Annotated in this window: 15 protein-coding genes; 7 read left to right on the forward strand and 8 right to left on the reverse strand. The window is 68.5% G+C overall.

The window, feature by feature from the left end:
• Positions 1-93: 93 nt before the first annotated feature.
• From ACYVD1_RS29995 to ACYVD1_RS30025, 7 genes are all read left to right on the forward strand, one after another.
• A complete protein-coding gene (locus ACYVD1_RS29995) occupies positions 94-726 on the forward strand; it encodes a DJ-1/PfpI family protein (protein ID WP_460777874.1) in 633 nt (210 codons plus the stop codon).
• Positions 727-729: 3 nt separating this feature from the next.
• Positions 730-1,236, forward strand: a complete 507-nt coding sequence (locus ACYVD1_RS30000; protein ID WP_460777875.1) for a MarR family winged helix-turn-helix transcriptional regulator — start codon at positions 730-732, stop codon at positions 1,234-1,236.
• Entirely contained in the window at positions 1,233-2,237 is a 1,005-nt protein-coding gene (locus ACYVD1_RS30005; RefSeq protein WP_460777876.1) for a threonine aldolase family protein, read from the forward strand. The genes ACYVD1_RS30000 and ACYVD1_RS30005 overlap by 4 nt, the downstream gene beginning before the upstream one ends.
• 145 nt (positions 2,238-2,382) lie before the next feature.
• Positions 2,383-3,171 carry an IclR family transcriptional regulator gene (locus ACYVD1_RS30010; protein WP_460777877.1) on the forward strand — a complete coding sequence of 263 codons (789 nt, stop codon included), beginning with the start codon at positions 2,383-2,385 and terminating at the stop codon, positions 3,169-3,171.
• Between the two features lie 252 nt (positions 3,172-3,423).
• Positions 3,424-4,935 (forward strand): glycerol kinase GlpK, encoded by a 1,512-nt coding sequence (gene glpK / locus ACYVD1_RS30015; protein WP_460777878.1) that lies wholly within the window; start codon positions 3,424-3,426, stop codon positions 4,933-4,935.
• 166 nt (positions 4,936-5,101) lie between these two features.
• Positions 5,102-5,851 (forward strand): MIP/aquaporin family protein, encoded by a 750-nt coding sequence (locus ACYVD1_RS30020; protein ID WP_460777879.1) that lies wholly within the window; start codon positions 5,102-5,104, stop codon positions 5,849-5,851.
• 311 nt (positions 5,852-6,162) lie between these two features.
• Positions 6,163-7,731, forward strand: coding sequence for a glycerol-3-phosphate dehydrogenase/oxidase (locus ACYVD1_RS30025; protein ID WP_460777881.1), 1,569 nt, complete (start codon positions 6,163-6,165; stop codon positions 7,729-7,731).
• Positions 7,732-7,847: 116 nt separating this feature from the next.
• Here ACYVD1_RS30025 and ACYVD1_RS30030 read toward each other — a convergent pair whose 3' ends face one another.
• The 8 genes from ACYVD1_RS30030 to ACYVD1_RS30065 form a co-directional block, all read right to left on the reverse strand.
• A complete protein-coding gene (locus ACYVD1_RS30030) occupies positions 7,848-8,051 on the reverse strand; it encodes a cold-shock protein (protein ID WP_460753241.1) in 204 nt (67 codons plus the stop codon).
• 278 nt (positions 8,052-8,329) lie between these two features.
• A complete protein-coding gene (locus tag ACYVD1_RS30035) occupies positions 8,330-10,840 on the reverse strand; it encodes a glycoside hydrolase family 2 protein (protein WP_460777888.1) in 2,511 nt (836 codons plus the stop codon).
• 43 nt (positions 10,841-10,883) lie between these two features.
• A complete protein-coding gene (locus ACYVD1_RS30040) occupies positions 10,884-11,795 on the reverse strand; it encodes an ABC transporter ATP-binding protein (protein WP_460777882.1) in 912 nt (303 codons plus the stop codon).
• 4 nt (positions 11,796-11,799) lie between these two features.
• Positions 11,800-12,750: an ABC transporter ATP-binding protein gene (locus tag ACYVD1_RS30045; RefSeq protein WP_460777883.1), complete on the reverse strand. Its 951-nt coding sequence runs from the start codon at positions 12,748-12,750 to the stop codon at positions 11,800-11,802.
• Positions 12,750-13,661, reverse strand: a complete 912-nt coding sequence (locus tag ACYVD1_RS30050; protein WP_460777884.1) for an ABC transporter permease — start codon at positions 13,659-13,661, stop codon at positions 12,750-12,752. Before ACYVD1_RS30050 ends, ACYVD1_RS30045 begins: the two co-directional genes overlap by 1 nt.
• On the reverse strand, positions 13,658-14,653 hold the full coding sequence (locus ACYVD1_RS30055; protein ID WP_460777885.1) for an ABC transporter permease: 996 nt from the start codon (positions 14,651-14,653) through the stop codon (positions 13,658-13,660). The genes ACYVD1_RS30050 and ACYVD1_RS30055 overlap by 4 nt, the downstream gene beginning before the upstream one ends.
• Before the next feature lie 129 nt (positions 14,654-14,782).
• A complete protein-coding gene (locus ACYVD1_RS30060) occupies positions 14,783-16,486 on the reverse strand; it encodes an ABC transporter substrate-binding protein (protein WP_460777886.1) in 1,704 nt (567 codons plus the stop codon).
• 172 nt (positions 16,487-16,658) lie between these two features.
• Complete coding sequence (locus tag ACYVD1_RS30065) at positions 16,659-17,702, reverse strand: LacI family DNA-binding transcriptional regulator (RefSeq protein ID WP_460777887.1); 1,044 nt, start codon at positions 17,700-17,702, stop codon at positions 16,659-16,661.
• Positions 17,703-18,183: the final 481 nt, after the last annotated feature.

Raw genomic sequence — 18,183 nt, forward strand, 5'->3', positions numbered from 1 at the left:
TTCTGTGATGGAGACGCAGGTCACAGGCCCAAGAAAATCCCATGGCCGGACCCCGTCATTGACAACGTGTTGTCAACGGTTCAGCCTCGTGCCATGAACGCTGAGCCGCGCAAGACCGTCCACCTCGCCGTCTACGACCAGCTGGCCGACTGGGAGGTGGGGCACGCGGTCGCCCACGTCCGCGCGGGCCTCGACGGCCAGGGCTCCAGCGGGCACGAAGTGGTGACCGTGGGGCTGACCGGAGCGCCCGTCACCACCCTGGGCGGCGTGACCGTCCTGCCCGACATCACACTCCCCCAGCTCCAGCCCTCCAGCAGCGCGATGCTCGTCCTCCCGGGCTCCCCCGCATGGGACACCGCGCCGGAGGCCATGGCGCCCATGGCGTCGGCGGCTGGCATCTTCCTCGACTCCGGGGTCCCCGTGGCCGCGATCTCGGGGGCCACGGCGGGGCTGGCCCGCGAAGGGCTGCTCGATTTCCGGGACCACACCAGTGCTGCGCCCGAATACCTTCTCGGCACCGGCTACCAGGGCGGGCACAGGTACCGGTCCGCGCTGGCGGTCACCGATGAGGACCTCGTCACCGCTGGGCCCACCGCCGCCGTCGAATTCGCCCGCGAGGTCTTCGGCAAGCTCGACGCCTTCAGCCCGCGGGCACTGGACGCCTGGTACCGGCTCCACGCGCTCCACGAAACGGACGCCTATCTCACCCTCTTGGAGGAGGCCTAGGCGGTGGAACCCGGTGACAGAGCGTTCACGAGAGCGGCGCATACAGCCGACCGGCTGCACGGCCGGCTCCGGTCCCACACCGAGGCGCTGGCCCTCGCCGCGGGCCTGACCGCCTCCCGGTGGCAGGTCCTCGACGCGGTACACCCAGATCCCGTGACCGTGTCCGAGGTGGCCCGCGGGCTGGGAACCACCCGGCAGAGCGTGCAGCGCATCGCGGACCAACTCGTGTCCCAAAGCATGGCCGAGTACCTACCCAACCCCGAGCACAGCCGGGCCAAGCTGCTCGCCGCCACGGAGCCGGGCCGCGCGGCCCTCGACGAGGTCAGGGCCGGGCACGACAGGCTCTCAGGCATCCTGGTCGGCCGGCTCGGGGAGAAGGAGACGGAGCGGATCCTGGAGGCTCTGAGCGCCCTCTCCCATGCCCTGCCCCGCCCCGGCGCTGACCGCGCCCAGTATCGTCGTGCGGGCACCACAGCCACGGAGACCACAGCCACTGAGGAGCAGCCGTGATCGACCTGCGCTCGGACACCCTGACCCAGCCGACCCCCGACATGCGTCGGGCCATGGCCGAGGCCGAGGTGGGCGACGACGTGTTCGGCGAGGACCCGACCGTGCGCGCGCTGGAGGAGGAGACCGCCGCCCTGCTGGGCCGCGAGGCCGCGCTCTACGTCCCCTCCGGCCACATGGCCAACCAGCTCGGGCTGTACGTGTCCACCCGCAGCGGCGAGGAGGTGTGGGCCCACGAACACCACCACCTGATCGGGGACGAGCAGGCTGCCGCGGTGGTGCTCTCCCGGGTACTCCCCCGCCTGTACTCGGGGGACCCCTTCCCTCCTCAGGACCTGCTGGAGTCCTGGATCACCGGGCTCGGCAACGTGCACAGGGCCGACCCCGCGCTGCTGTGGCTGGAGAACACCTTCACCGGCCGGGTGGTGCCGCTGGCCGAACAGCGGCGGGTCACCGGTTTCGCGCACGCCCACGGCCTGCGCGCCCACTTGGACGGAGCACGGTTGTGGAACGCCGCCGCCCACCTGCGGGCCTCCCCGACCGAGGTCGCCGAGGGCTTCGACACGGTGTCGGTGTGCTTCTCCAAGGGCCTCGGGGCACCGGTGGGTTCCGCCCTTGCCGGCGACACCGAAACGATCCGGCGGGCCCGGCGAGGCCGGAAGCTGTTGGGTGCGGGCATGCGCCAAGCCGGGATCATCGCCGCGGGCGCCCTGCACGCCCTGCGCCACCACCGCGAGCGAGTCGTGGAGGACCACGCACGCGCGGCCCGGCTGGCCGACCAGGTGGACGGCCTTCCGGGACTGTCAGCCCGGTCCCAGACCAACATGGTGCTCGTGGACACCCCCGAGGGTGAGGCCGCGAGGTACGTGGAGGCCTTCGCCGCGGAGGGGGTCCGGGGCCTGGGCGGCGGTTCACGGATCCGGCTGGTCATGCGCCTGGAGGTCACCGACGGCGACGCGGAGGAGGCGGCCAAGGCGATCGCTCGGGCCGTGTCGCGGGTGTGACCGGATCGGTTCGCAGGTCAGAGGGATGGACCGTCGGTACACTTGGCCGACCGCGCGGGTCGAGGGGCCGGTAGGTGTTGCGCGTCACATCGCGTAGTAACATCGGGCGTATGACATTGTCGTACTAGAGAGTGGTAGCACCGCAATGCCGGGAAGAATCCAGTCCATCGAACGCGCCGCCGCGATTCTCCGGCTCCTGGCCAGTGGCGCCCGAGGGCTGAGCCTGGCGGAGATCTCCCGCTCACTGGAGCTCCCGAAGGGCACCGCCCTGGGGATCCTCCGCACACTGCAGCACGTCGGGTTCGTGGAACAGGACCCCGAATCGGGCCGCTACCGCCTGGGCGGCGGCATGCTGAGCCTGGGAACCCGGTACCTCGACGGCAACGAACTGCGCACCCGCGCGCTGAACTGGTCGGACACCCTCGCCTCACGCAGCGGCGAGAGCGTACGCATAGGCACGCTGCACAAGCACCAGGTCCTGGTCGTGCACCACGTCTTCCGCCCGGACTCCAGCCGCCAGACCTTGGACGTGGGCACTCTGCTGCCGCTGCACGCGACCGCCCTCGGCAAGGTCCTGATGGCTTTCGACCCGCTGGCCGCCCCGGAGGAGGTGGCCTCGGTGGAGACGGACGCACCCGTCGAACTCACCTCCTTCACCAGGCACACCGTCACGTCCATGGCGACCCTCGAAGGCCAGATGACCGACATCCGGGACAACGGGTGGGGCTGGGAGGCCGAGGAACTGGTCGATGGCGAGGTGTCCATCGGGGCGCCCATCCGCGACCGGCGCGGGGTCACCGTCGGCGCCATCGGGGTGCGCGGCGCCGTCGAGCGGCTCCGCAGTGACGAGGGCAAGCCCGACATGGAGCAGGTCTCCTACGTGCGCGACGCCGCCAGGGCCATCTCCCGCGAACTGGGCGTCACCCCCTACTGACGGTTCGCTCACCGCCGCGCGTCCTTCCGTGGGGCGCCGCTTTCCACGTGTTCAGCTTCCCTTGTGTCTTGGGCTCGTCGGCGTAACGTGATCCACGCAACACGATTGCGTCACGCGGCCTTGACATGGGGAGGAAATGCAGTCGAAACTATCGCCTAATCATACGTCATTGTCGTACACCGTGCGGAGTCAACCGCCGATGCACGTGATTTCGCCCCCGTCCCACAGCCGTCCACCTGAAGGCGAGCACCGATGAGTCAGCAGTACATCGCCGCGATCGACCAAGGCACTACGTCGAGCCGCTGCATCCTCTTCGACCAGGACGGGCGCATCGTCTCGGTCGACCAACGAGAGCACCGACAGATCTTCCCGCAGCCGGGGTGGGTGGAGCACGACGCCCTGGAGATCTGGACCAACGTCGAGGCGGTCGTCCAGGAGTGCCTGCAGAAGAGCGACATCACCCCGGACCAGGTCGCCGCCGTCGGCATCACCAACCAGCGCGAGACCACCGTGCTGTGGGACCGGGAGACCGGCGAGCCCGTCCACAACGCCATCGTCTGGCAGGACACCCGCACCGACGACCTCGTACGCGAGCTCGGCGCGACCGAGGGACAGGACCGCTTCCGGGAGAAGTGCGGCCTGCCGCTGGCCACCTACTTCGCCGGGCCCAAGATCCGCTGGCTGCTCGACAACGTCGAAGGGGTGCGCGAGCGCGCCGAGCGCGGCGAGCTGCTGTTCGGCACCATGGACACGTGGATCATCTGGCAGCTGACCGGACGCCACGTCACCGACGTGACCAACGCCAGCCGCACCATGCTGATGAACCTGGCCACCCTGGAGTGGGACCCCGAGATCCTCGAGGCCATGGACATCCCGGCGAACCTCCTTCCCGAGATCCGGTCCTCCTCCGAGGTGTACGGCGAGTCCCGCGGCTACCTCGCCGGGACCCCCGTGGCGTCCTCCCTGGGCGACCAGCACGCCGCCCTGTTCGGCCAGACCTGCTTCGACCCGGGTGACGTCAAGGGTACGTACGGCACCGGCACCTTCCTGGTGATGAACACCGGGACGGAGCCCGTGACCTCGCATAACGGGCTGCTCACCACCCTGGGCTACAAGATCGGCGACGCCCCCGCCGTGTACGCGCTCGAGGGTGCCATCGCGGTCACCGGCTCCCTGGTGCAGTGGCTGCGCGACAACATCGGCCTGATCTCGAGCGCACCGGAGATCGAGACCCTGGCCAGGACGGTGGAGGACAACGGCGGCTGCTACATCGTTCCCGCCTTCTCCGGCCTGTTCGCCCCGCACTGGCGCAGCGACGCCCGCGGCGTCATGGCCGGGCTGACGGGCTACGTGAACAAGGGCCATATCGCCCGCGCCGTCCTGGAGGCCACGGCATGGCAGACCCGTGAGGTCGTCGACGCCATGAACGCCGACTCCCAGATCGACCTGACCACACTGAAGGTCGACGGCGGCATGACGGCGGACAACCTGCTCATGCAGATCCTGTCCGACGTCCTCGACGCCGAGGTCGTCCGGCCGATGGTCGCCGAGACGACGTGCCTGGGCGCCGCCTACGCGGCGGGCCTCGCCGTGGGCTACTGGCCCGACATCGAGACACTGCGCGCCAACTGGCACAAGGCCGCCGAGTGGAACCCGAAGATGGAGTCCTCGGTCCGCGAGCGCGAATACCACAACTGGAACAAGGCCGTGCAGCGCACCCTCGACTGGGTCGAGCACGAAGACGCCCACGTGGACGACAAGTAGGCGGGCGCGCCCCGCCAACAACCGAACCCCAGGGGCACTAGTGCCACCTGGGACCCCTGGGGTTCGGTTCCCGGGACACCACGGTGCCCCTCCCCATCATTCGCTGTGACGGGCGTGTCCCAATTATGCCCGTGACCTAGCTGCCCCCTCGGGGGCGGAGGTTCCCATGGTCTATCTGGCAGAGTTCGTCGGTACGGCGATCCTCGTCCTCCTCGGCGGCGGTGTCGTCGCCGGTGTCTCCCTCGCCCGGTCCAAGGCCTTCCAAGCGGGCTGGATCGTGGTGACGTTCGGCTGGGGTATGGCGGTCGCCATGGCCGTCTACGTCGTCGGCACCACCAGCGGCGCCCACATCAACCCCGCGGTGACGCTGGGCCTGGCCAGCATCGGCGAGTTCGAGTGGCCGCTGGTGCCCGGTTACATCGGAGCGCAGATGGTCGGGGCCTTCACCGGCGCCTGCCTCGTCTACCTGGCCTACTTCGCGCACTGGAAGCACACCGAGGAGCCCGACACCAAGCTCGGGGTCTTCAGCACCGCCCCCGGGGTCCGCCACCCCGTCGCCAACCTCACCACGGAGGTCATCGGTACCGCGATGCTCGTGCTGGGCATCCTCGGCATCGGCGCCAACGAGGGTGCGGTCTCGCCCGGCGATGCCGACCTGTCCGCCCTGTTCGCCACCGGCATCGCCCCGCTGCTGGTGGGTCTGCTGGTGTTCGCGATCGGCCTCTCCCTCGGCGGCCCCACCGGGTACGCCATCAACCCGGCCCGCGACCTGGGACCGCGTATCGCGCACGCGCTGCTGCCCATCCCGGGCAAGGGCACGTCCGACTGGGGCTACGCGTGGATCCCCGTGGTCGGTCCCATCCTGGGCGGTGTGATCGGCGCCTGGATCTGGCACCTGACGGGCTTCGGAGGCTGACCGGCCCCAGGCCGCCCTGAGGGCGCCCTCCACTCCCCCGTGCGGATGTGGAGGGCGCCTTTCTCATTGCGACTCTCGTACGACAATGACGCACCTCAGTTACAACAGGGCACACTCCAACGCCTGTACGTAACACCGAGCCAATCTCTCCCCGCATCCTTCGCGCCATACGTGGCCCAACTGCCTCCATCGAGACGGGGGACCTTCACCAACGTTCGGCATTGTCGTATTATGCGTACGACAGCCACCCGAAAAGTGGAGCGGGTACGCGCGACGAACGCCATCCCTCCCCAACGGACGGAGCACCAGCCATGACCGCCAGCGCCCACCGCAGTGACGCTTCCACCTCCCGCGCGCACACGCGTGAGGAACTCACCCGGGGCACCTTCGACCTCCTCGTGATCGGCGGCGGGATCCTCGGCACGTCCGTCGCCTGGACCGCAACCCAGGCTGGCCTTCGGGTGGCCATGGTCGACGCGGGCGACTTCGCGGGCGCCACCTCCAGCGCCTCCTCCAAGCTTGTACACGGAGGCCTGCGCTACCTCCAGACCGGCAACGTGCGCTTGGTCGCGGAGAACCACAAGGAGCGGCGTTCGCTCGCCTCCGAAGTGGCCCCGCACCTGGTCAACCACCGGCCCTTCCTCGTGCCGATCTACTCGGGCGGGCCGCACGGCGCCGCGAAGATGGGCGCGGGGGTCTTCCTGTACTCGGCGCTGTCCGCCTTCGGCGACGGGATGGGCCGCCTGCTCTCACCCCGCCAGGCCAAGCGCCTGGCTCCCGGCCTGCGCACCGACGGCCTGAAGTCCGTCGCCGCCTACAGCGACCACCAGATGAACGACAGCCGCATGGCGGTCATGACGGTGCGCGCCGCGGCCGACGCCGGCGCCGTAGTGCTCAACCACGCCGAGGTCCAGGGACTGCGCACCACACGGGGACGGGTGACCGGCGCGGACCTGCGCGACCGCGTGGACGGGGGCGAATTCGGAATCGACTCGCGACTGGTCCTCAACGCGACCGGTCCTTGGGTGGACCGCCTGCGCCGGCTGGAGGACCCGGAGGCCGCACCCAGCGTGCGCCTGTCCAAGGGCGCCCACCTGGTCATGCGCACTCCGGAACCGTGGCGGGCCGCACTCACCATCCCGGTGGACAAGTACCGCGTCTCCTTCGCCATCCCGTGGGAGGGCCAGCTGCTCCTGGGCACCACGGACGAGGCTTATGAGGGCGACCCCGCCGATGTGGGCGTGCTGTCCTCCGACGTCGACCAGATCCTGGGTGAGGCGGCGATGGGCATCGACCCGTCCTACCTGGACCGCGACAACATGACCTACTCGTTCGCCGGGTTGCGCGTCCTCCCCGGCGGTCCGGGCGGCACGAGCTCTGCCAAGCGGGAGACCGTCGTCTCCCAGGGCCGCGGCGGGATGCTCTCGGTGGCCGGCGGCAAGTGGACGACCTACCGGCACATCGGCCGGACCGTCCTGGAGGAGCTCCGGAAGGTGTCCGCGGTCCCGCTGTCCGAGGACATGGCGGACCCCCTCGAGACCGTCCCCCTGCCCGGTCTGGCCAGCCCGGACGCGGTCACCCAGCGCCTCATCATCGACAGGGAGCCCGGCACCCGGCTGGACCCGCTGGTCGCCCGCCACCTGGCCTCGCACTACGGAAGCCTGGCCATGGACATCGCCAGCATGGTCCGCGCCGAGCCCTCGCTCGGTGAGCGGATCCACCCCGACGGCCCGGACATCTGGGCACAGGTGCTGTTCGCCCGCGACCGCGAGTGGGCGGTAACCGTCGACGACGCCCTGCGGCGCCGGACCACCGTCACCGTGCGCGGGCTGGACACCTCCGAGGTCCGCGAGCGCACCCGGGCCCTGTTGGAAGCCTGATCAGCATGGGGGCGTAAGCCCCCAGACACACGAACGCCCCCGGAAGGTGGAACCCTCCGGGGGCGTTCAGCGTGGTCCACGCCTGCAAGGGGTGGCGACGCTACGTCTTAGCGGTCTTAGATACCGACGACGTTCTCGGCCTGCGGGCCGCGGGTGCCAGCGACGATCTCGAACTCCACGCGCTGGTTCTCCTCCAGGTTACGGAAGCCCGTGCCCTGGATGGCGCTGTAGTGAACGAAGGCGTCGGGGCCACCGTCGTCGGGGGAGATGAAGCCGAAGCCCTTCTCGCCGTTGAACCACTTCACAGTTCCCTGAGCCATGTTTTCTCCTTCAGCTCGGTGTACACGGACGCATACTCACACGCCCGAAAATTGCCGCGAGCCGACTCCAAGAGAAACCGCCCGCCGGTCACAAACTCCGCGGGCAAGACACCAACTGCGAAATTCAACGACTAACAATCACCCTGAACGTATCACAGGCAGGCCCGCTGGCGAGGGCTATCAGTGTGGCAACCCGCACGGCCCGCCGCGGAATACCGGTGGACCGGGCGGGGAACGCCTGAAACGCGCGTGTCGGACCCCGGAGTGTTACGACGCGATCACACTGAGGCCAACAGTGCATCGTTGACGCACTTCAGCACCGGTGGCGCCGTGACCGCCCCCGGATCCAGCCGGGCACCGCCGCGTACGGTGAACGTGTGGGACTCACCGGGCAACAGCGTCACCAGAGCACTGTCCACACGTGCTTTGGGATCGAGCCTGTCGACGTTCAGGACCAGATCCCGCAACAGGACGCGGGCGTGAACCTTCACCCGCAAATCGGCACCTTCCGTGGCTGTTTCCCCGACAAATTCCGGTTTTTGGTAGTCCATGTCCCGGTCCCGGGAGAAGAACCACCAAGCCCGCTCTCCCGCGCCGTCGACCGTCAGCACCTCACGGGCGGCGATCCCGGGCCGGGCGACCCCCGCAGGCACCGGGACCCGCAGCGCCCCGCGCGAGGGCACCTGAACCGGGTGTGACGAAGCGGACAGCGCACGCCCCGTGACCGTGTCCCGGCGGGCCACCGTCACCTCCGCCGTCCACTCCTCGTCCGTGTCGTTGCCCAGGACCACCGTGAGCCCGCCGCCGACGGTGGGCTGAACGGTCGCCACCCGGTCGGCGTAGACGCGGCGCAGCGCGTACCACAGGGGTTTGGGCCTGCCCGCTCCGTCCACGGCCGCCCACGACGTGACCGGCCAGCAGTCGTTGATCTGCCACATCACCGTGCCCGTGCAGTACGGCCAGGTGGAACGGAAGTGCTCGATGCCCACGGTGAGCGCCCGCGCCTGGTTCACCTGGGTGAGGTAGTGCCAGTCTTCGTAGCCCCACTCGCGGTCGCCGAAGTGCGCGGCGAGCCCGCGCGCGAGCTTGCCGTTGCCGTCGATCGCCTTCTGGTGGTGCAGCACGCCCGGCGAGGTCGGGGCCAGCGGATCATCCGACACCGAACCGCGCAGCGTGGCGTGGGTGGGCGGTGCCTGGTACCCGAACTCGGCGGCGAACCGGGGCCTGTGCTCCCGGTAGACCGTGTAGTCGACCTCGTTCCACACGTCCCAGAGGTGCATGGTGCCGTGTGCCGCGTCGTTGGGGTGGATCCCCTCCCCCTCCGAGTACGGACTTCCCGGCCAGTAGGAACGGGTGGGGTCGAGCTCGGAGACCACGCGCGGCAGCACGTCCAGGTAGTATCCGGCGCCCCAGGTCCGGTCGCCGAGCTCCGGCTTCCAGCCCCAGTCCTCGTGTCCCCAGATGTTCTCGTTGTTCCCGCACCACACCGCCAGCGAGGCGTGCGGGGCGAGCCGTACGACCGCCTCGCGCGCCTCGGCCTCGACCTCCGATGCCAAGGGCTCTTCCTCGGGGTAGGCGGCGCAGGCGAAGAGGAAGTCCTGCCAGACGAGGACCCCCCGCTCGGAGCAGAGCTCGTAGAAGTCCTCTGACTCGTAGATCCCGCCGCCCCAGACGCGCAGCAGGTTCATCCCCGCGTCACACGCCTGGTCGATGCGTTCGCGGTAGCGGTCCCGGCCCACCCTGCTCGGGAAGGTGTCGTCGGGGATCCAGTTGGCGCCCTTCACCAGGATGTCCCGGCCGTTGACTCGGAGCGCGAAGGCGGCCCCGCTCTCGTCCGGCTCACTGTGCACCGCCACGCTGCGGAAGCCGATCCGGCGCCGCCAGGTGTCGAGCGTGCTTCCTGCCGCGGACAACTCCACTTCCACGCCGTGGAGGGGCTGGTCTCCGTGGCCGCGCGGCCACCACAGCTCGGGGTCGGCGACCACGATCTCCAAGTCCGCGTGCGTCTCCCCCGACGCCACGGTGGCGGTGGTGGCGACGCCGGCGACCGATGCGGCCAGGGTCAGGGCGGCGTGCGCCCCTCCCCCTGTCCGCTCCAGCTCCACCCGCAGGCTGACCTTGGCCAGCGCGCCGTCCTCGGACACCGACACCAGCGGCCGGACCGAGGACAGCCGCGCCGTCGACCACGCGTGCAACCGGATCGGCCGCCAGATCCCCGAGGTGACCACGGTCGGCCCCCAGTCCCAGCCGAAGTTGCACGCCATCTTGCGGATGTACTGGTACGGCTCGTCGTAGGCGCCGGGGAGCGCGCCCAGGCTCTCCTTGTTCGCCTCGGCGTACCGGTAGGGCGAGGAGAACTCCACTTCGAGGGCGGGGTCTTCACCGCCCTCTCCAAGCGCCTCAGTGACGTCGAAGCGGTAGGAGCGGTGCATGTTGGCCGACCGGCCCACTCCGCGACCGCCGACCCGGACCTCCGCGACGGTGTCCAGACCCTCGCAGACCAGGTCCACCCGTTCGGCTCCGGCACCCTCCCGGGCGCCCAGCGCCTCGGCCTCTCGGGCCAGTGACCGCGTGTACCTCCAGTCCGTCCTCCCGATCCAGCCCAGCCGGTTCTCGTTGTCGTCGAGGTAGGGATCCTCGATCAGGCCCTCGTCGAGCAGGTCCGTGTGGACGCAGCCCGGCACGGAGGCCCGGACCTCCCCCACCGCGGCGGCCGGGTCCGGCAGGGCGCCCTCGTGGGGCACCGCGGCCAGGGTCCAGCCGTCGTGCAGGTCGAACCAGGCGGTCATGCGCGCTCGCTTCCTCATGGGGGTCTGTTTCTCCGGGACCTGCTCAGCTCTGGTCGATGCCGACGAAGTGTCCCTCCTCGGCCTCGATGAGCGGTGCGGAGACGTCTCCCTCGACGGCCTCCGGCAACTCGACGTCGTTCGGTGGGTTGGCCGCCAGTTCGGCGTCCACCTCGGACCAGGCCCGGTGCAGCTGGGGTACGCAGGAGAGCAGGTGGCGGCTGTAGGGGTGGAGCGGGTTCTCGAACACGCGGGCGGTGGGGCCCATCTCCGCGATGGCGCCCCTGTGCAGGATCACCGACCGGTCGCTCACGTAGTTGCCCAACGAGAGGTCGTGCGTGACGAAGAGGATGCCGAGGCCGCGCTCCTTGAGGTCGGCGAGCAGGTTGAGCACGTCGATGCGGGTGGAGGCGTCCAGCATGCTGATGATCTCGTCAGCCACCAGGAGGCGGATGTCGAGCAGCAGCGCTCGGGCGATGAGCAGCCGCTGCAGCTGTCCGCCGCTCAGCTGGTGCGGGTACTTGTTGAGGACGTTGTCGGGGTCCAGGCGGACCGTTCCGATCGCGTCCAGCACCTTCTGCTTCCAGTCGGCGTCGGACACCCCCGGGAAGTACGAGGCGCGGATCATCTCGAAGACCCGGTCCGCCTTGAAGATGGGGTTGAAGGAGCTGAAGGGGTCCTGGAAGACACCCTGCACGTGGCGGTAGTACTCCTTCTTGGCCTTGAAGCCCCGCACCCGGGAGACGTCCTCGCCCTCGAAGACGATGCTTCCGGCAGTGGGCTTGGTCAGGCCGAGCACCATCTTGCCGATGGTGCTCTTCCCGCTGCCGGACTCCCCGATCAGCGACACCACCTCACCGGGCTCCACCACCAGGTTCACGTCCCGCACCGCGCGCAGTTTCCCGCCGCCGAACGCGCCCACCCGGTACACCTTGTGCACATGGCTCAGTTCCAGCACGGCGCTACCTCCCCGTCTTCCAGCAGGCGGCCCAGTGGCCGGGATCGATCTCCACCAGCGGCGGTGTCTCCGAGCACTCGTCCGAAGCGATGGGGCACCGGTCCTTGAACCGGCAGCCGCTGGGCGGTTTGAGCAGGCCGGGCGGGGTGCCCGGGATACCCTCCAGACGGGTTTCGGAGGTGGTCCCCACCTCCGGCAGGGCACCGATGAGCATCTTGGAGTAGGGATGCTGCGGGTCGTTGATGATCTTGCTGGCGGGCGCCTTCTCCGCGACGCGGCCCGCGTACATCACCATGACCGTGTCGGCCATCTGGTAGACGAGCGAGATGTCGTGGGTCACGAAGATCATGCTCTTGACGAACCCGCGGTCCCGGAACTCCACCATGGACTCCACCACCGACCGCTGGGTGGACACGTCCAGCGCCGACGTCGCCTCGTCCGCGATGAGCAGGGCGGGGTCGAGGAGGGTGGACATCACCATGACCACGCGCTGCTTCATACCGCCGGACAGCTCGATCGGGAACCGGTCGAGCACTTCGGGGTCCAGGCCGACCAGCTCCAGCCTGCGGTTCAGCTCGTCGGCGACGGTGGACGGCCGCACCCCGCGGGAGCGCAGCAGCTCCTTGATCATCCGCCCGATCTTGCGGGTGGGGTTGAGGGCGCTCATCGCGTACTGCGGGATGAGCGAGATCTCGTGGTACCGGTACCGGTTCATGGCGTTGTCGTCGGCGATGGGCAGCTTGTCGCCGTCCAGCTCGACGGCGCCCTCCACGTGCCGCATCCGGTTGTCCAGGCGGATCAGGCTCTTGCCGAGGGTGGTCTTGCCGCAGCCGGACTCCCCGGCCAGGCCCATGATCTCCCCGTCGGCGAGGTCGAAGCTCACACCGTCGATGGCGTGGACGTCCCCGCGCAGGGTCTGGTAATAGACCTTCAGGTCGTTGACGCGCAGGGTCATTAGAGCTCCCGCAGCTTGGGGTTGAAGATCTCGTCCAACCCGACGTTGAGGATGTACATGAAGCCGACGATCGCGGTGATCCCCGCCCCGGGCGGAATGAACCACCACCACATGCCGAGCTGCAGGGCACTCCACTGGACCGCGCTCTCCAACATCAGGCCCAGTGAGGTCCCTCCGGACGGGCCCAGTCCGATGAAGTCGAGCCCGGCGGCGATGAGCACGGCACCGCCGAACAGCAGGATGAACGACATCATGAGGTAGGAGCTCATGTTCGGGGCGACCTCGAACGTGATGATCCGCCACGTGCGCCGACCGCTCAGGCGGGCCAGGTCCACGAAGTCGCGGGTGGCCAGGGACAGGGTCTGGGAACGGACCGCCCGGGCCGCCCAGGGCCAGGAGGTCAGACCGATGAAGAGACCCTGCACGAAGATGCCGCGCACCTCCAGGTAGGCGACCGCGATGATCAGCACGACCAGCGCGGGCAGGACCAGCACGACGTTGGTGATCATGTTGAGGATCTCGTCGATGATCCCGCCCTTGTACCCGGCGACGAACCCGATGGTGGTGCCGATGACGAAGGCGACGCCGCCGCCGAGGGCACCGATCAGGAACGTGGCCCGTACCCCGTAGACGAACTGCGCCCACACGTCCTGGCCGAACGTGGTGGTGCCGAGCCAGTGCTCGCCGCTGGGCGGCTGCATCTGCGGGCCGACGTACTCGTTGGGGCCGTGGTCGACGAACATCGGGCCGAAGATGCCAAGCAGTAGGAAGCCGGTGACGATGCTCAGCCCGATGAGGAACTTGGGGTTGCGCCGGGCGAAGTGCAGGGTCTCGTGGACCTTGCGCTCACCCGTCGGTTCAGGGGCCGCGCCCGAGTCGGCGGCCCCCGGCGCTGCGGGGACGTTGGTCATGACGCGCCTCCCGTCATCTGCACGCGCGTACGCGGGTCGACCAGGACGTAGATGATGTCGATGATGAAGTTGGCGATCAGCACGCCGACGACCACGAAGAGGAAGATCCCCTGCAACAGGAAGAAGTCGCGGTTGTTCAGGGAGTTGAGGACCAGGGTTCCGAGGCCGGGGTAGTTGAAGACGATCTCGGTGAGCAGCGCACCGGTGATGATGGTGCCCAGCTGCACGGCCAGACCGGTGATCTGCGGAAGCATCGCGTTCCGGAAGGCGTAGCGGCGGATCAGTCGGCGGGGCGCACCCAGTGCCTTGAGGTAGTTGGAGTAGTCCGCTTCCAGCTCGTAGATGATCAGGTTCCGCATACCGATCGCCCAGCCGCCCAGAGCCACGATGAACATGGAGAGGAACGGCAGGAACCAGTGGGTGATCAGGCTGGAGATGAACTGCCAGGTGAAGTCGGGCCGCAACGCCATGCTGTACCCGCCCGCGGTCGGGAAGATCCCGGCCACGATGCCCAAGGTCCAGGCCATGAGGAGCGCCAGCCACATGTAGGGCGTGGCGGTCAGGATGTAGCCGAGCGGCAGGAGCGAGTTGTCCAGGACCTTGTTGCGGGCGGCGAAGGCGCCGAAGCGGTTGCCGATGATCCAGCTGAGCATGATGACGGGGAGCAGCAGCGCCAGCGTGTAGGGGACGTGCCGCAGGATGACGTCGGTGACCTCCTGCGGGTAGAACATCACGCTGATGCCCAGGTCTCCCCGGAACAGACCGGCCCAGAAGCTGAGGTACTGCTCGTACAGGGGGCGGTCGAGGGCGAAGAGCTCGTTGTAGTAGGTGGTCATCCGGGCCATCGCGTCCGGATCGTCGATGGCCGCGCGGTTGAGCATGCTCCGCACCGGGTCGCCCGGCATGAAGCGGGGAATCATCCAGTTGATGGTGACCGCGACGATGAACGTCAGCAGGTAGATGAAGGACTTACGTCCGATGTAGCGCCACACACGTTCCTCCAGGTGACGGCGTCGAGCGGTCGAGATCCCCGGTGGGGCACCGGATCGGTGCCCCACCGGGGGTGGAGGGGGAGCTGGAGCGGTTCCTGGCTGGAAGCGCTCCTGGCGACCCCTAGTCGGCTAGTCGGCCCGCTCGATCTCCGCGAGTGTGTGGATGAAGCCCATCTCGTACCAGCCCTCCCAGAGGACATTGGGAGTATTGGGCGTGTCGTCGTGCTCACTGGGCCAGTTGGTCCAGTTGGCGGTGCTGGCCTGCGCCCATTGGCCGTTGTACCAGAGCGGGATGACCGGCAGCTCCTCCAGGAAGATCTCTTGGAGATCGGAGGTGGCGGCGGCGATTCCCTCGGTGTCCTCGGCGGGAACCGCTGCGAGCTGCTCGGTGAGCGACCAGGCCTCCTCGTTCTCGTACCGGTGGAAGTTGACCGTGGTCTGCTCTTCCTGAATCGGCAACTGGAACAGGTACTCGTAGTACGTCCACGGCGTATTGCTCAGCTGGCGGGCGTTGTTGATCACCAGGTCGTACTCGCCGGAGTTGCGGTTGGAGTCGACCAGCTCGGCGTCGGGGGTCTCGTCGGTGATGTTGATCCCGACCTCCTGGGCGTGCTCGGCGATGAGCCGGGCGGACTCCATCCAGTCGGTCCAACCCGAGGGAACCTCCAGGGTCAGCTCGATGGGGTCGCCGTCAGGGGTCTCGACGTAACCGTCGCCGCTCTCATCGACGTAGCCGGCTTCCTCCAGGATGGCCACGGCCTCGTCCATGTTGTGCGTGTAGCCCTCGTCCTCGACCAGATCGTGGTCGACGTACTCGTCCCACTCGGGCATCAGACCGGTGGGGTTGGCGGGCTCGACGAGGTTGGAGAAGGGGCCCTCGATGATCTGTTCGAGGTCGATCGCGTGGGCCAGCGCTCGGCGGAACTCGGGGTCGTCGAGCGGTTCCACCTCGTGGTTGGGGACCAGCCACGCGGTGTTGGCGCTGCGCATGTAGGGCGGGCCGTCGTAGAAGCTGATGATCTCCTCGTCGCTGTCCAGCACCTGGTCGATGCCGGGCAGGAAGTTGTTGGACAGGTCCACCTCGTGCTGGGTGAGCATGCCCAAGGTGACTTCGTTGGAGGCGTTGACGATGTCGACGATGTAGCGGGCGTCCATGGAGAGGTCGAGTGCGTCCGTACCCCACCAGTCGTCGTTGCGCTCCCAGACCATACGCTCGTCGTCGTGGGACTCGTAGACGTAGGAGCCCGTGCCGACCGGCTCCTCGTTGGGGCTTTCGGTGACCTGGGTGTCGTCCATCTCGGACCAGATGTGGTCCGGGAGGATCGGGTTGCCGTAGGCCCAGTTCATCCACTGCTGCGGACGGTCATCCGAGAAGGTCACCGTGACGGTGTGGTCGTCGGTGGCCTCGGCGGTCTCGATGTAGTCCCAGACGTGGCTGTAGGGGACGCCGTCCACTTCGGCCAATTCGAGAGTGGTGATCACGTCCTGGGCGACGAAGGGTTCACCGTCGCTCCAGGTGACGCCCTCGCGCAGGTTGATGACGTGGGTGCTCTCGTCCGGCCAGTCGTCGCTCTCGGCGAGCCAGTGCTCGTACTCACCCTCTTCCGGGTCGTAGTGGAAGAGCGACTCGTACACCAAGCCGATCGTCCCCACGGCGAAGTTACCCCGCATCATGGGGTTCCAGCTGGTCGGGGGGTCCCACGCGGTTCCCGTCGTGTACAGCGTCTCGTCGCGCGGGTAACCACCGTCGCCCGCCTCACCGCCTTCGTCCGTGCAGGCGGTGGCAACCAGCGCCAACGCTGCAAGGACAGCGGGAAGCCTCAGAGATCTCATCTCGACTCCTCCTTCCACCCGGTCGGCCCCTCAGATGGGGGGAAGCGGATTCCTGTATCGGAAAACTGGGAGCGCTCCCAATAGCGAGCGCAAGGGGCCGTTGCTGAACCGGGTAAGTGAGATTAACAACAACACGGACCGATGAACCGCGTCAATCCCCGACACTTCGCTGTTATTCGCTTGTAACAGCAGTTACGGCCGCGGAGGCGTGTGGGCCGGTGCTGCCCCTCGGCTGCATCTCACCGGCCGAGGACTCCTCGCTCTCCACCCGTTCACCCGACAGCAGCCGGCCGAGCATCGCGGCCACTTGGCGGCCGTGGGCGACGACATCCCGGCTGATCGCCGTCAGTGAGGGGCGCACCAGACGGCAGAGGGCCGAGTCGTCCCAGGCGACGATCGACAGCTGTTTGGGGACGTCGACGCCCATCTCCGACGCCACCCCGAGACCGGCCACGGCCATCAGGTCGTTGTCGTAGACCAGCGCAGTGGGCCGGTCACCCGAGGCGAGCAGGCGCCGGGTCGTGCGGGCACCCGCCTCACCCGTGTAGTCGGCGTGCACCGAATAGGCGCTGTCCAGGCCCACTTCGGCAGCGGCCCGCAGGAAGGCGTCGGCGCGGGTCCGGGTGTGGACGAACTCCTCCGGCCCCGCGACCCGCACGACCCGCCGGTGGCCGAGCGCGGCGAGATAGTGGACCACCTCGCGGACCGAGGAGGCGTCGTCGGTGTACAGGCACGGCAACCCCCCGGCGTCGGGGCCACCCAGGAAGACGGCGGGCAGGTCCAGTTCACGGACGACCGCGGGGCGGGGGTCCTCAACGCACAGGTCGACCATGATCACCCCGTCCACCCGGCGTTCCGCGGCCCAGCGGCGGTAGACCGCGATCTCGGCACCCGTGTCTTCGGTGACCTGGAGCAACAGGTCCACGCCAGAGGCGGCGAGCTCCGTCTCAATGCCGGAGACCAGCTGCATGAAGAACGGCTCGACCCCGAGCGACCGCGCGGGCCGGTCCACCACCAGTCCGATCGCGCCGACCCTCCCGCCAGGCGACAGGGCCCGGGCCGGATTACTGGGTGCCCAGCCGAGATCATGGGCGATGTCCAGGATCCGCTTCCGGGTCTGTTCGGAAACCCCCGGGCGTCCGTTGAGTGCGTATGAGACCGCCCCCTTGGACACCCCCGCTGCTTTGGCGATGTCCATGATGGTCGGACGCCGCATCAGAGCCCCCACAGAATTCTCCTCAACACAAGCCTTGATGAACCACGTCGTGCTGAACCGGTTAAGCAGACGGGAGGGGATTGTACTCCAGACGGCCCCCGCCAGAGCCAGTGTGATGTGTGGGGAGGTCTGGGCTGGGGGTAAGTGATTGAAGCACGGGGCTGGAAGTTTCCCTGTTGCAGGGGGCTGTCTGCTCTAGAGGCTAGGGGTTGCCTGCTCTGGTTGGGATTGCCCTGTTGGCTTTGGGGTGCTCTCGCTGGGTTGAGGTGCCCTCGCTGGGTTGAGGTGCCCTCGCTGGGTTGAGGTGCCCTCGCTGGGTTGAGGTGCCCTCGCTGGTGGGGGTCGCCCTGTTGGCTGGGGTGTCCTCCTTTCCCGCCGCGTGATTGTGGCCGTCTCCGCTGCGCGCCTCAAGGTCGTCGCCATCGAGCGCTTCGCGCGTCAACGGCGCTCCACCTTGACCCGCTCCGCTACGACGGCGGGT

Source organism: Nocardiopsis nanhaiensis (assembly GCF_054778635.1).

Bases quoted from the DNA above. Each gene is read 5' to 3' on its own strand.
- ACYVD1_RS29995 (WP_460777874.1), top strand. From the start codon at position 94: ATGAACGCTGAGCCGCGCAAGACCGTCCACCTCGCCGTCTACGACCAG.
- ACYVD1_RS30010 (WP_460777877.1), top strand. From the start codon at position 2,383: ATGCCGGGAAGAATCCAGTCCATCGAACGCGCCGCCGCGATTCTCCGG.
- glpK (WP_460777878.1), top strand. From the start codon at position 3,424: ATGAGTCAGCAGTACATCGCCGCGATCGACCAAGGCACTACGTCGAGC.
- ACYVD1_RS30020 (WP_460777879.1), top strand. From the start codon at position 5,102: ATGGTCTATCTGGCAGAGTTCGTCGGTACGGCGATCCTCGTCCTCCTC.
- ACYVD1_RS30025 (WP_460777881.1), top strand. From the start codon at position 6,163: ATGACCGCCAGCGCCCACCGCAGTGACGCTTCCACCTCCCGCGCGCAC.
- ACYVD1_RS30030 (WP_460753241.1), bottom strand. From the start codon at position 8,051: ATGGCTCAGGGAACTGTGAAGTGGTTCAACGGCGAGAAGGGCTTCGGC.
- ACYVD1_RS30035 (WP_460777888.1), bottom strand. From the start codon at position 10,840: ATGACCGCCTGGTTCGACCTGCACGACGGCTGGACCCTGGCCGCGGTG.
- ACYVD1_RS30045 (WP_460777883.1), bottom strand. From the start codon at position 12,750: ATGACCCTGCGCGTCAACGACCTGAAGGTCTATTACCAGACCCTGCGC.
- ACYVD1_RS30050 (WP_460777884.1), bottom strand. From the start codon at position 13,661: ATGACCAACGTCCCCGCAGCGCCGGGGGCCGCCGACTCGGGCGCGGCC.
- ACYVD1_RS30060 (WP_460777886.1), bottom strand. From the start codon at position 16,486: ATGAGATCTCTGAGGCTTCCCGCTGTCCTTGCAGCGTTGGCGCTGGTT.
- ACYVD1_RS30065 (WP_460777887.1), bottom strand. From the start codon at position 17,702: ATGCGGCGTCCGACCATCATGGACATCGCCAAAGCAGCGGGGGTGTCC.